General features: G+C 63.5%; 11 protein-coding genes and 1 tRNA gene. 4 read left to right on the top strand and 8 right to left on the bottom strand.

Annotation, left to right across the window (positions count from 1 at the left end; genetic code table 11):
• Positions 1 to 104: 104 nt before the first annotated feature.
• On the top strand, positions 105 to 1,088 hold the full coding sequence (locus ABIG06_RS14560) for a GlxA family transcriptional regulator (RefSeq protein WP_124162785.1): 984 nt from the start codon (positions 105 to 107) through the stop codon (positions 1,086 to 1,088).
• Positions 1,089 to 1,115: 27 nt separating this feature from the next.
• Here ABIG06_RS14560 and ABIG06_RS14555 read toward each other — a convergent pair.
• Positions 1,116 to 1,192: transfer RNA gene (locus ABIG06_RS14555), tRNA-Arg, on the bottom strand.
• A 144-nt stretch (positions 1,193 to 1,336) separates the two neighbouring features.
• Between ABIG06_RS14555 and ABIG06_RS14550 the strand changes: the two genes are divergently transcribed.
• Positions 1,337 to 1,696: a VOC family protein gene (locus ABIG06_RS14550; protein ID WP_370137284.1), complete on the top strand. Its 360-nt coding sequence runs from the start codon at positions 1,337 to 1,339 to the stop codon at positions 1,694 to 1,696.
• Positions 1,697 to 1,821: 125 nt separating this feature from the next.
• Positions 1,822 to 4,281, top strand: coding sequence for a hypothetical protein (locus tag ABIG06_RS14545; protein WP_370137282.1), 2,460 nt, complete (start codon positions 1,822 to 1,824; stop codon positions 4,279 to 4,281).
• A gap of 65 nt (positions 4,282 to 4,346) precedes the next feature.
• On the opposite strand, the gene ABIG06_RS14540 is transcribed toward ABIG06_RS14545, so the two are convergent.
• The 6 genes from ABIG06_RS14540 to ABIG06_RS14515 form a co-directional block, all read right to left on the bottom strand.
• The gene (locus ABIG06_RS14540; protein WP_370137280.1) at positions 4,347 to 5,285 is read right to left on the bottom strand and encodes a phosphatase PAP2 family protein; all 939 of its coding nucleotides are present in this window, start codon (positions 5,283 to 5,285) and stop codon (positions 4,347 to 4,349) included.
• A 78-nt stretch (positions 5,286 to 5,363) separates the two neighbouring features.
• The gene (locus tag ABIG06_RS14535; RefSeq protein ID WP_370137277.1) at positions 5,364 to 7,151 is read right to left on the bottom strand and encodes an adenylate/guanylate cyclase domain-containing protein; all 1,788 of its coding nucleotides are present in this window, start codon (positions 7,149 to 7,151) and stop codon (positions 5,364 to 5,366) included.
• A 278-nt stretch (positions 7,152 to 7,429) separates the two neighbouring features.
• Positions 7,430 to 8,386, bottom strand: coding sequence for a tripartite tricarboxylate transporter substrate-binding protein (locus tag ABIG06_RS14530; RefSeq protein WP_370137275.1), 957 nt, complete (start codon positions 8,384 to 8,386; stop codon positions 7,430 to 7,432).
• A 123-nt stretch (positions 8,387 to 8,509) separates the two neighbouring features.
• A complete protein-coding gene (locus ABIG06_RS14525) occupies positions 8,510 to 8,881 on the bottom strand; it encodes a dimethylsulfonioproprionate lyase family protein (RefSeq protein ID WP_124162779.1) in 372 nt (123 codons plus the stop codon).
• A 27-nt stretch (positions 8,882 to 8,908) separates the two neighbouring features.
• Positions 8,909 to 9,547 carry an RraA family protein gene (locus tag ABIG06_RS14520; RefSeq protein WP_370137273.1) on the bottom strand — a complete coding sequence of 213 codons (639 nt, stop codon included), beginning with the start codon at positions 9,545 to 9,547 and terminating at the stop codon, positions 8,909 to 8,911.
• A gap of 21 nt (positions 9,548 to 9,568) precedes the next feature.
• Entirely contained in the window at positions 9,569 to 11,086 is a 1,518-nt protein-coding gene (locus ABIG06_RS14515; protein ID WP_370137271.1) for an AMP-binding protein, read from the bottom strand.
• Positions 11,087 to 11,317: 231 nt separating this feature from the next.
• Between ABIG06_RS14515 and ABIG06_RS14510 the strand changes: the two genes are divergently transcribed.
• On the top strand, positions 11,318 to 11,941 hold the full coding sequence (locus ABIG06_RS14510) for a hypothetical protein (RefSeq protein ID WP_199752125.1): 624 nt from the start codon (positions 11,318 to 11,320) through the stop codon (positions 11,939 to 11,941).
• Positions 11,942 to 12,061: 120 nt separating this feature from the next.
• Here ABIG06_RS14510 and ABIG06_RS14505 read toward each other — a convergent pair whose 3' ends face one another.
• Positions 12,062 to 12,277 (bottom strand): hypothetical protein, encoded by a 216-nt coding sequence (locus ABIG06_RS14505; RefSeq protein WP_124162776.1) that lies wholly within the window; start codon positions 12,275 to 12,277, stop codon positions 12,062 to 12,064.
• Positions 12,278 to 12,280 lie beyond the last annotated feature (3 nt).

The following is a 12,280-nucleotide window of genomic DNA, read 5'->3' as shown; positions in this document are numbered from 1 at the left end:
GAGGATCTCCTGAAATCTCTGCTCGCCCGCAAGCTAAAGCCAGGCTATTCTGTCTTCAATTTACGTAACACGTCTAAAACAGACAAATACCGACCGAGGCGGACATGAGCGCGAAGCCGAAACCGAGGACGGTTGTGATCGTGGCGTTGCCCGGGGTGCAGCATCTCGACGTGGCGGGTCCGCTCGACGTTTTCGCCGAGGCCAACGTGCAGGCCGGCCATCAGGCCTATGTGCTCTTGGTGGCTGGGACGGAGCCCGGGCCGATCCGCAGCTCTTCAGGCGTGCGACTGATGCCGGACCGGATCATCGATCGCGGCTTCCAGGAGAGCATCGACACATTGCTGATCGCGGGATGCCCGCATGCCGGCGACGTGCCGGCTGACGGCGTCGTGACCGATTGGCTCCGCCGGCGGGCGACCAGGTCCCGGCGCTTCGGGTCGGTTTGCAGCGGCGCCTTCTTCCTTGCAGCGGCGGGCCTCCTCGACGGCAGACGAGTTACGACACACTGGGCAGTCGCCGACCGACTTGCCGAGAAATACCCGTCAGTCACCGTGGACAAGGACGCGATCTACATCACCGACGGCAAGCTTCGCACGGCTGCCGGTGTCACTGCGGGGCTCGATCTCGCGCTCGCCCTCGTCGAGGAGGATCTCGGGCGCGAGACGGCGATGAAGGTTGCGAGCCAGCTGGTCATGTTCTTCAAGCGCCCGGGCGGGCAAATGCAGTTCAGCCGCAAGGGCGAGACCGTCCCCGCCGGCCGTGCCGCACTGCAGGAGCTGCAGCGCTGGGTCGCCGCCAATCCCGGACTGGACCACAGCGTCGCGAGCCTCGCAGCGCGCATAAACATCAGCCCGCGTCACTTTGCGCGGCTATTCCGTGCCGAAGTCGGAACCACCCCTGCGACCTGGGTCGAGGAAGCCCGCGTCAACGCGGCGAGGCGCCTGCTGGAGCTTGGAAACGAAGCGCCCAAGCAGGTGGCCCTGCATTGCGGCTTTGCGGACGCGGACACGCTGCGCCGTGCATTTGCCCGCCACGTCGGCGTGACGCCCGCCGAATATCGCAAGCGCTTCGCGCGGATCTCGGCCTGATACGCGATACGAGAGGAAAGATGAAAATGGCGATCCCGGGAAGACTCGAACTTCCGACCTACGGTTTAGGAAACCGCCGCTCTATCCGGCTGAGCTACGGGACCGCGGAACCCCACAGTTGCAGGTTCGGCCCCCTCATAGCAGAGCAGGATGCGGTTCGCCAAGTCGCAAGGCGGGCCGGACCATCGTCAAGCTGAACAAGGCGGCTGTACAATCGCGGCCCAATCCCTCCTGGCGGAGCAGCTCACATGATCGACAGCATCAGCGCCATCACGCTCGGCACCCACAACATGGCGCGCGCCGTGCACTTCTACCGCTCGCTCGGGTTCGAGCTGCTGTATGGCGGCGAAGCCGCAGCATTCACGAGCTTTCGCGCCGGCAGCGGCTATCTCAACCTGACGGCGCAGCCGGACGACAGGCGCTGGTCCTGGTGGGGCCGCGTCATCTTCCATGTCGCCGACGTGGACGCGACCTACGAGCAGGCGCGCGCTGCGGGATGGCAGCCGTCGACCACGCCCCGCGATGCCGAATGGGGCGAGCGCTACTTCCATCTCACCGACCCCGACGGCCATGAACTCAGCTTCGCGCGGCCGTTGCGCGGGGCGTGACGTGGACATAGAGGTCTGTTCTTCCACTACTTTTCCACCTGGAGGAACGAACCTTGCTTTGGGTCACCGCCCGATGCATGCTTGCCTCCCGTCGTGCCGGAGATCGAGACCCCTTGAGGTGAGCTATGAATCTTCCGCAAGAACCAGATCTTCTGATTGAGAAGGATGCGGACGGGGTTGTTCGTGAGTTGCGCCATCTGCAGACGCCGGCAGTGGCCGACCCTGACGTGTCAGCGCAGCAAGCCGCAGTCGCGTATCTGAGGCTGGCGTCCGACACCGATCCGCCTTTGCTGCCGCTCAGTCACCACGATTTGGACCACCTCGACCACACGGCCGATTCCAACGGACCGGGCCGATCCGACAAATCAGGATTTCGATGGTCACAGCGCCGCGAACTGAAGCGCAATGGCGAGATCGAGACGACGGTCGTCTGGTGTCAGCAAACACTTCCGACCAAGGTCAAGGGTTTTAATTTCGTCCCCGATGTTCAGGGTGGCAGCATCCGTGTCGTCGCACATTACGGGCGGCAGACCGGCCGGTGGCAAATCACCAGTGCCCGATCAACATTGCTCATGAATGCCAACCTGTCGATCAAGCCGGGCTTCGTTGAAAGGGCGTTTCGCGATTTCAATCCGGAGTGGGCCGACAGCCTTGACGCGGAAAAGATCGCAGGCTGGCTCGGCCCTGTCCTGGGCTTTGTGTCGCCGGACGCAATCGCAGAGGGACGACTCGTTACGTATCATCGAAGCGAGCCCAGCACCGTGTACGAGAATGGCGGGCTTGGCTTGGCGGCCAGCGCCACGGTTTTCCTGCCGGTGGCAAGCGGCGACTCGATTGCGCACCGGGTCCTCTTTGATCCTCTCGCGACAAGGCTTATCCGCAAGACCCCAATCGCGTCGGCGTGCGCCGGGTATGCCTTCCTTAGTGATCCCTCCAGCAAGACAGGCACGTTCCACATACGACCTGACAGCGGCGGCACCACTCTCGACCAACAGCGCGACCCCGTGGCACTGCTTGACCTCGAACACGCCGGTGGCGGACAGCGCAGGCTGTCCGGTCCGCGGGTAACGGTGCGCAAGCCGGCCGCGCTCGGCGAGAAATACGATCCGCCGGAACAGGTACCCCCATTCGCCTTCTCGGCTCGAACGAATGAATTCGCCGCGGTCAGCGCCTACTGTCATTGCGATTCCATGATGCGACTGATCCGCGGATTCGGCTTCGGCCTGCAAGATCACTTCCATGATGTCAGGCTGCCCCTGACCGTCGACCATCGAGCCAAGCTCCTGGCGGGGTCCGGCGCACATGACGGCCGCGGCATCAATGCCTACGTGACGCCGTTTCTGAGCGACACCGCACAGCGGCCCTGGAACGTCGCGATGCTGTTTGCCCTCGCAGATCTTTCGGACACCTGGAAGCACCCCTTGGGGCTCGTCGCGGACGTGCGCTTCGTATGGCACGAGTTCTGTCATGTCCTGATCCTTGCCGCGACCGGGTCGACCGAATTCGATTTCGCTCACAGCGCCGGCGACGCGCTCGGAGCGATCATGTGTGATCCGGCGTCGAAGCTCCCGAAGGCCTGGCGTGGGGTGACGTTCCCCTTTGTCCAGCTGCCGTTGCGCCGGCACGACCGCAAGGTCGAGCAAGGCTGGGGCTGGAGCGGTACGCTCTATGAGAAACCCGCACCCACTTACGGCGCCCGTGATCCCGCCGGCTACATTTCCGAGCAGATCCTGTCGAGCACCCTGTTCCGGCTCTATCTCGCCGCGGGGGGTGATGCGGTTCGCAGCAATCCGGCACGCGAGCCGGACCTCGAGCGCCGCCGGGCGGCCGCATATTACACTGCTTACCTCATCGTCCGCGCCATAGCTTCGCTCGGGGCCGTTGAAACGGAGCCGACAGGCGAAGCGACCCAGTTCGCGACCGCCCTCATGGACGCGGATGTCGGCACGCCCGATCTCGACTATGAGGGATCGACACGGCGCGGCGGAATGCTGCACAAGGTTGTCCGCTGGAGTTTCGAGCAACAGGGCCTGTATCAGACCTCTTCGCCCGGCCAAAACAAGCCGGGCAGCGCACCGCCGATCGATATTTACGTCGACGATGGACGCAAGGGAGAATACCAATACAGCGACACTTGGTCAGCGCTTCCCGGGGTTCTATGGGTCCAGCACAGCGAGGGTGACGGCGCGCCACATGAGGCGCCGCGCCCGGGCTATGTCAACTATGTCTACGTCATTCTCCGCAACCGCGGCGCCCAGCCGGCAAACGGCGCGACGGTCAGCGTGTTCGCGGCCACTGACGATGCTGCCGATGTCTGGAATACCGCATCGACCGGCTGGGAGCTGCTCGATGGCGACACGACGCAGCGCTACGTACCCAATGGGGCCCCGGTGAAATTCGGACCCTTCAGATGGACACCACAGGCCGGGAAGAGAAACGCTTTGCTCGCCCGCGCGACCGTCGCGGGCGACCGCAGCAACATCGATACGGGGTCCACCCTGCCATGTGCTACCGGTCCCGTGGTCGTCGCGGATCTTGTCCGCGCCGACAACAATCTCGGTTATCGGGAGTGGACCCTTTCGTAGAGCCCGCGCCGGTCTGGACCGGCGTTTGCCGCAAGATCGGCCGTCATGACCTCCGGCAATGCCGCTTAAACCGGAGCGGGCGCGGGCGCCGTTGTTACTGGCTTCCACTCCGTCTTGGCCGCCTCGAAAAGCATCTTGGTCTTGGAGCTGACAGGCAGAGCCATGATCTTTGCCTTGCACTTTTCGGCAATGAACTTTCCCGCCTCGGTATCGCTTCGATAGTGCACCCCCGCTCGCTCGCGGTTCACTGCGACTCTGTCAGCAAGCCATTCGAGTTCACACTTGTAGGAACACGCGACCTCCTCCAGAAACAGAGACATGAGCCAGCTCTGCAAGGAATGACCGCTTGGAAATGAAGCATGTGCTGGTGGGCCGAAGGCCGGCAGCAAGCCTGGGCAGGCGTACGATGGCCGCGGTCGCTTGTAGTAGTCCTTGTAAAAGGCCGCCACGATCTGGCCGATGCGAACGGCAAGATTCATGATCACCAGCGTATAGTGGTGCTCACGATTATTGGCCGCCATCAGGCTCACCCAGTATCCGGGCGCATTGTCATGCTGCGCAACGATTTCGCCCATGTAGCGCTCGCGATCGGTCTGCATGAGCAGCTGAAGTTGCAGGATCTCGCCGGCCACAAAATCCTGATAGTCCGGCTTGCTCGGGTCCCAGGCGAGCAGAGTCGGCCGCTCCGCGGCGAGGTCCGTGTGGATCGTGTCCCAATCGGTATCCCTTATGAACTCCGTGAGAGAGAGCAGACAAAGGACGTCGGGATCCCATGGGCCGATCCTGTCTTTCCAGCATTCCTTGGGCAGCAATTTCTCCGGAAAGCTCGGGTCCGTGTTCGGCCCGAGGTCGTACTGCAAGGTCAGGGGTCGGAAGCCGAGCTCGGGTGGCGTGGCACCGAAGGCCATTCCCATTCCCATTCCCATTCCCATCCCCATTCCCATCCCCATGCCCATACCCATACCCATGCCCATACCCATCCCCATTCCCATGCCCATTCCCATGTCATCCTCCAGAGCTGTTTTGTGGGATCCTGAATGTTATGGGCGGCCACCAAGGGCCACGGTGCACTTATCGCGCCGTCAGCGAGGCAACCCAGCTTCAATCAATCGTTCAGCAAGTAGAGCGAGCCGGTCCGGCTGCTTGATTGGATACCAACTGCAATATTTCTCAACTGAGAACGAGGGATCGATCCTCATGTGCGCGGCGCCAACTTCGCGCGCCCGCTCGATAGAACCGGCGGCCACGAGGCTCGCGGCAAGAAGCCGCAAATTCGCGGCAAACCGCGGAGCAGCTGCCATGACCTTCGTGCCCCAATGCACGGCCTCGTCGAAGGTTTCATTGGTGTAGTGCGCGTTGGTGAGCGCCGACTGATAGAAATAGGCGTACGGATCCAGCGGCGACAGCGACACACCATAGGACGCTCGCGCCACTGCACGGGGGCCGTCACCGAGATAGCAATAGGTCGATGCGCTCAGGGACCACGCAATGGCAGAATTGGGCGTTCCCCAGATGGCACGGTCGAAAGCATCGAGGGCACGGTCATACGCGGCGAACAGAAAGGAATTGATGTGTCCGAAAATGGCGAGCGCAACAGGATCTGATGGCTCGAACTCGAGCGCCCGCGACGCAAGTCTGAGCGCTTCTGCCGAATCGGCCTTGAAGTCAGTGGAATGACCCTCACCAATGTGCAGGATGTACCACTTGGCCATTAATGCATAGGCCGCGGCATAGTGCGGATCGTATTCCAAGGCGCGCTCGAACAAGCTACGCGCGGCAATCATGTCATCGTGGCCGAGGCGGTACAGTCGGTACATTCCCTGCAGAACGAGATCATAAGCGTTCATGCTCTGTGGAACCTTGCGCTCGGCACGCTGCAGCTCGGAGATATGAATGTGCGGAAGCAGTGCATATGCGATACTGGTCGCGATCTTCTCCTGCACATCGAAGAGCTGCGCGATCGACGCTTCGTACTGATTGGTCCACAGCATGGAGCGGGTATCGACGTCGATCAATTGCACCCGCATCCGCAACAGCTCACCCTGACGGGTCAGCGTTCCGGTCACGAGGTATCGCACACCCAGGCGGTGGCAGATGGCAGCCGGGTCGATCGTAGGATCGCTGAATCCCAGCGTAGATGTGCTGGATACGACAAACAGCTCGCGAATACCCGCCAGCGAAGCGACGATGTCGTGGACAATTCCCTGCGCGAGATAGGCATCCTTTGCCTCAAGTCCGAGCATCTGGAGGGGCAATACCGCGACTGACGGTTTGAGCGCGTGAGCTACCGAGACGGTCGGAGGACGCAACTGCTGATGCGATATCTTGAATGCGCGAACGCGCCGCTCGATGTTCTTGAGCGTCAGGAAGCCGAGATCGGCGGCATGGTAGTGCACATCATCCTTGACGCGATCGTGAATGGCGCCGGAAATCACAATGCCGCCCGCGCCGGCAAATTCCTGGAGGCGGGCTGCGATATTCACCCCGTCGCCGTAGATGTCGTCGCGCTCAGCAATGACGTCGCCGACATTTGCCGACATCCTCAATTGCAGCGATTCGCTTGCGCCAGCGGAAGCTTCGGCCAGATGCAGTTGAGTGTCGAGCGCGAAGCGGATCGCGTCAACCGGCTGCTCGAACTCCAGAAGCAGGCCATCCCCTGTGCTCTTGATCACATCGCCGCCGCACGAGGCAACACGCGGCTCGATGACGTCGGCTCGCAACGACATCCACCGCTTGTGCGTGCCATCCTCGTCCGCTCCCATCAGCCGCGAGTAGCCAACGACATCAATGAATACCGTGGCGGCGCTGTGCCGCCTTGGTCGACTCTGATCCGAGCCGCCTTCCGGGGACGTGTTGTCGACTCTGATCATCACAGCTCAACAACTCTGGGCAGGCACAACCGCCAGGTGGAAGGATAGCAAACAGCTATCGGCGGGCAAATGCAAGGTCTGCGATTGGCCGCGCAGCGCCTTCGAGTTGAGGGCTGCTTCTCGCAAACAGGCCGAAATCGCCTTTATACCGGGGGTAGCAGACCGAGCGCCTGCAATTCACCGAGACGGCCTATCGACTTATTGCAACAAATTTAGGCCGGCTTGGTGCCCGACACGCCTGCAGCGCCGCATCCGTGTGCGGATGAGTGCCAGCAGCCCTACGCCCTGATGTTGTTGTCCTTCACCACCTTGCCCCAATAGGCGACCTGCTTGTCGAAGAAGGTCTTGAAGGCGGCGGCCTCCTGGAGCAGCAGCGTCATGTGCTGCGTCTCCCTGAGCTGGGTAGCGGTCGCAGGCTCGTTCAGGATCTCCTTGGAGGCCGTCGCCATGGCCGAGACGATCTCGGTCGGCGTGCCTGCGGGGGCGAAGATGCCCCACCAGGCGAGCGTCTCGAAATCCGGGAAGCCGGCCTCGATCGCGGTCTGAGTGTCCGGCAGGGCCGGCAACCGCTCGCGGCCGAGTTGAAGGATCGGGCGCAGCATGTTGGTGCCGAGCTGGGCTGCGACCAGCGCGGCCGATCCCGCGATCAGGTCGACATGGCCGCCGAGCACGTCGTTCATCGCAGGGCCGCCGCCGCGGTAGGGCACGTGCATGATCTCGACGCCGGCTTTGCTGCCGAGCACCGTCATGGCGAGATGGCCGAGCGTGCCGATGCCGACCGAGGCATATTTCACCGCGCCGGGCGTCGCCTTGCAGGCCGCGACCACGTCGGCAAAGCTCCTGTAGGGACGGCCGGCGCCCGCGGCGATCACGTAAGGCGCGGTGCCGATCAGCAGCACCGGCATCAGCTCGCGCTCGACATCGACCGGCGGCTTATCGAGAATCGCCGGGATCACCGCGTGGGAATCGAACGTCACCAGGAAGGTCGAGCCGTCCGCCGGACTCTTGGCGACCTGCGCCGCGCCGAGCGCACCGGCCGCGCCGGATTTGTTCTCGACCACCACGATGCGATTGAGTTTTGTCTGTAGGTTGCTCTGCAGCAGCCGCGCCATCGCGTCGGTCGAGCCGCCCGGCGGGAACGGCACGACAAGCGTGATCTTTCCGGCCTGTGCAGCCGCGGGCGCCACGGCGAGAATGGCGGGCGCGGCCAGCAACGTGCGTCTTGTGATCGTCATTGTCCCCTCCCTGTGATTTTGCGCCCGGCTTTGTTTGCTCTTTGGCGCTCGAGCATGATCCGGAAAGCTAGCAGCTTTCCGGAAAGATCATGCTCCAGATAGATACCTGAAGCGCCGAGCGCTTCAGGTCGTTCCGAAGCCCGACCCTGCTTTTCTGTATTCTGGCCGAGGCGGACTGAAGATGTCCAGCACGCGGGCGCCGTCCGGGCCGGCGCGCATGGTGTGCGGCACGTTGCCCGGCGTGCGCCAGAAGTCGCCCTTCTTCACCGGGATTTCCTCATCGCCCTGGACGCGGATGGCGGAGCCGTCGAGGAGCACGCCCCATTGCTCCTCGGGGTGATGATGCAGCGTACCTTGCGCATGCGGCGCCAGCGTCACCACCGAGAGCATCGCCTGCTCGCCGGAGAAGATGCGCGTGGTCACGCCGCTTGCGAGCTCGCGGAACAGCCCGTCGCTGGTATCGTCGATGTTGTGGAATTCGTCCTTCTGGCTCACGGCATCCTCCGCTTCGTTCTCGTCCGATCAGGACTTTCCGTACGAGCCCTGGTAGCGGCCCTCGCGGATCGCCTTCAGCGTCTCCTCCTCGCGCGCGACCTGCACGCGCACCGCATCCAGCAGCGCAGCGGCACCGGCGGCGGGAAACGACACCACGCCGTCCTCGTCGCCGACCACGATGTCGCCGGGCGAGATCACGCTGCCGCCGACGGTGACAGGCACGTTGATCTCGCCGGGGCCGTTCTTGTAGGGACCGCGATGGATCACCGCGCGCGCATAGCAGGGAAAGTCGTCGGCCGCGAAAGCCGCGACGTCGCGGATCGCACCATCGATCACATAGCCTTCGGCTTTGCGCCACTGCGCAATGTTCTTCATGATCTCGCCCACCAGCGCCCGCGTCTCGTCGGCGCCGCCGTCGACCACGATGACGTCACCCGGGCCGACCAGCTCGAGCGCGCGATGGATGGCGAGATTGTCGCCGGGCCGGGTGCGCACCGTGAAGGCCGTCCCTACCAGCTTGCCGCCGCGATGATAGGGCCTTAGCCCCACCGCGCCCGGCAAGCGGGCGAGATTGTCCGAAATCACCGAAGTCGGCGCGCCCCTGAAACCCTCGATGATATCGGCCGGCGGCTTTGGCACGCTGCTCGCTGCGATGGTGATCGTCATGTCAGTCCTTCCGTATCTGTCTTACTCGACGTGCGCCCGCGCCTTCGCCGGCCAAATCCGGAAGGCGCGCCCCTCCCTCATCCACGCTGCGCGCTCATCGCGCAACAGCGTGCGGCGGACTTTGCCGGAATCATCGCGCGGCGGAGCGCCGACGAACTCGAAGCTCTCAGGATGCTTGTAGCGGCTGAGCCGGTCCTTCAAAAACTCGGCCATACCGTCGGCGATGGCCTGGCCGTCCGCATCAGGCTCTGATTCGATGATCGCATGCACGCGCTGGCCCAATTCCGGATCGGGCAGTCCCACCACCACGCAGGAGCGCACGCCGGGGCAGGCGGAAACTGCGGCCTCGACCTCAGCCGGATAGATGTTGGCGCCGCCGCGCAAGACCATGTCGGCCAGGCGGTCGCCGAGATAGAGATAGCCTTCCGCATCCAGCCTGCCGATATCGCCGAGCGACTCCCAGCCGTCAGCGCGGCGCTTCGGCTCGGCACCGAGGTAGTGATAGGTGGCGTCCTTGCCGTCGTTGTTGAGGAAGTAGATCTCGCCGGTTTCGCCCGGCGCAACATCATTGCCGTCCTCGCCGATGATGCGAAGCTTCGCCATGTCGCCGATCTTGCCAACCGAGCCCTTGTGCGTCAGCCATTCCGTGCCGGAGATGATGCAGGCGCCCTGGCGCTCGGTGCCGCCATAGAGCTCCCAGACCCGCTCGGGCCCGAGCCAAGCGATCCAGTTCTCCTTCAGCCAGGGCGGCATCGGCGCGGCCATATGGAAGACGGTCTGCAGGCTCGACACATCGTAGGCGTTGCGCACGCTCTCCGGCAGCGCCCAGATCCGGTGCATCATGGTCGGCACGAAATTGACCCATTGCACGCGCTCGCGTTCGATCTGGCGCAGCGTCTCTTCGGCATCGAACTTGACGAGGCCGGTGAGTTGGCCGCCGGCGAACAGCGCGTAATGCGACACGATGAACGGCGCATTGTGGTAGAGCGGACCGGGATTGAGCAGCGAAACCCCGAACGGGATGTTGAGCGGCGGCGCGGCGACCGTGTCGGTCACCGCCGGCTGATGATCGAGGATCACCTTGGGACGGCCGGTCGAGCCGCCCGAGGTCATCGCTTTCCAATAGCGCGCCACCGGGGCATCGAGCGGCTCGTCCGAGAACCCTTCCGGCACGAAGTCCACAGGCAGCCGGTTGGGCGCATTCCAGTCGGCCTCGCCGCCGACCACAAGCGCCGGCTTCAGAATGTCGAGCACGGCCGCGGCCTCGCCGCGCGGCAGCCGCCATGACAGCGAGGTCGGCGTCGCCCCGCACTTCCATACCGCAAAGGAGGTCTCGAAGAACGCGTTGCCGTTCGGTAAGCCGATCGCGACGAAATCGCCGGGCTTGACGCCCCTGGCCGCGAATGCCCGGGCGCGCCGGTTGGCGCCACGCTCGAGCTCGTCCCAGGTCAGCGTGTCCTGCCCGTGGCGGATGGCGATCGTGCCATGCGGTTTGCGTTCAGCGTACCAGCGCGGCACGTCGGACAGGGGCAGCAGCATCAGGCGTTTCCACTTCGTCTTCTTGGTGATGCCTCGGGGGTGAGGCACTCACGGCATGAGTGTAACAGTCTGCCGGCAGGGCGCTGTGACTCCCGCGCCACGTCAAGCACAAAATGTCAGCATTCCGGCCATGAAATTACCGAGTTCCATGGGTGACAAGGCGGCGAGAAAGGGGCAAAAATCCGTCTCGACTCAGTTCGGGTTGAGTCTTTCAAGGAATGCTCTCGTAGAATGTCGGCCGTAGCTACATCGCGTCGTGCGGCGCTGCTTCTCATGACCGCAGCAGGATTTTTCCTGCTGACGCATGCGCATGCCGAGGCGCAATGGTGGAAACGCGCGCCGGTCGATTTCGAGGAATGCGCCGACGCCGCCGAGAAAGCCGCAACCAAGACCGAGAAGACATCCGCGCTTGCAGATTGCAACGCCAAGTTTGCCGGCCGCCGCAAGCCGGGTGGCGGCTATTCCTATTACGACTTCCTCCAGGATCGCACCTTCGATATCGCCGGCCCCAATCCGACGCCGGAGGAGCAGAAGAAAATAGACGAAGCCTACACCGCCTATCTCGCCAATCAGCGCCGCAGCAACGAAGCGGCTCAAGCCATGGCCCGCCAGCAGCGCGAGCAGCAGGAACAGCAGTTGCAGCAGCTTCAACAGGTCGCGCTGCGCACCGAGACCGCGCGCGTGCCGATCCCGCTCGAGCGGCCGAAGGTGCAGCAGGCCGCAAGCCCGAGGCCGAAGGGCGCGCCCTGCACCAAGGGCTCGTTCTCCTGCGAATGGCCGCGGCTATCGGAAAGCTTGAACGATCTGAAGAAGCTGTTCAACCCGACGCCGAGCAAGCCCGCGAAGAAGGGCTGAGCTGCACCCACGACCGTCATTGCGAGCGCAGCGAAGCAATCCAGAGTCTTTCCGCGGCGCGATTCTGGATTGCTTCGCTGCGCTCGCAATGACGAGTTGCATCGAGATCAGCTCCCACCCTCAGTTCGTGCGCTTCTTCTTGCCCTGCTTCGGTTTGGCCACCGGCGCAGTCGCCGGCTCCGTCACCATCGGCGAACTCCCCAATTGCGACCGGCTCTCCTGCAATCGCCTGTCATAGCCAGGTGAGTTCATCACCGTCGGCGGCCTTGCATAGGCGAGCGTCGATGTGCCGCAGAAGGCGGTCAGCGCGAGCCCGATTACCAAGCGACGTTTCATGCG

Origin of the sequence: Bradyrhizobium sp. USDA 326 (assembly GCF_049739485.1) — a bacterium.
Taxonomy (GTDB): domain Bacteria; phylum Pseudomonadota; class Alphaproteobacteria; order Rhizobiales; family Xanthobacteraceae; genus Bradyrhizobium.
This window is presented reverse-complemented; position numbering and strand designations above follow the sequence as displayed.

Coding starts and splice junctions, on each gene's coding strand:
- ABIG06_RS14530 (WP_370137275.1), bottom strand. CDS start 8,386: ATGACGATCACAAGACGCACGTTGCTGGCCGCGCCCGCCATTCTCGCC.
- ABIG06_RS14505 (WP_124162776.1), bottom strand. CDS start 12,277: ATGAAACGTCGCTTGGTAATCGGGCTCGCGCTGACCGCCTTCTGCGGC.
- ABIG06_RS14545 (WP_370137282.1), top strand. CDS start 1,822: ATGAATCTTCCGCAAGAACCAGATCTTCTGATTGAGAAGGATGCGGAC.
- ABIG06_RS14535 (WP_370137277.1), bottom strand. CDS start 7,151: ATGATCAGAGTCGACAACACGTCCCCGGAAGGCGGCTCGGATCAGAGT.
- ABIG06_RS14520 (WP_370137273.1), bottom strand. CDS start 9,547: ATGACGATCACCATCGCAGCGAGCAGCGTGCCAAAGCCGCCGGCCGAT.
- ABIG06_RS14560 (WP_124162785.1), top strand. CDS start 105: ATGAGCGCGAAGCCGAAACCGAGGACGGTTGTGATCGTGGCGTTGCCC.
- ABIG06_RS14515 (WP_370137271.1), bottom strand. CDS start 11,086: ATGCTGCTGCCCCTGTCCGACGTGCCGCGCTGGTACGCTGAACGCAAA.
- ABIG06_RS14550 (WP_370137284.1), top strand. CDS start 1,337: ATGATCGACAGCATCAGCGCCATCACGCTCGGCACCCACAACATGGCG.
- ABIG06_RS14510 (WP_199752125.1), top strand. CDS start 11,318: ATGTCGGCCGTAGCTACATCGCGTCGTGCGGCGCTGCTTCTCATGACC.
- ABIG06_RS14540 (WP_370137280.1), bottom strand. CDS start 5,285: ATGGGAATGGGCATGGGAATGGGGATGGGTATGGGCATGGGTATGGGT.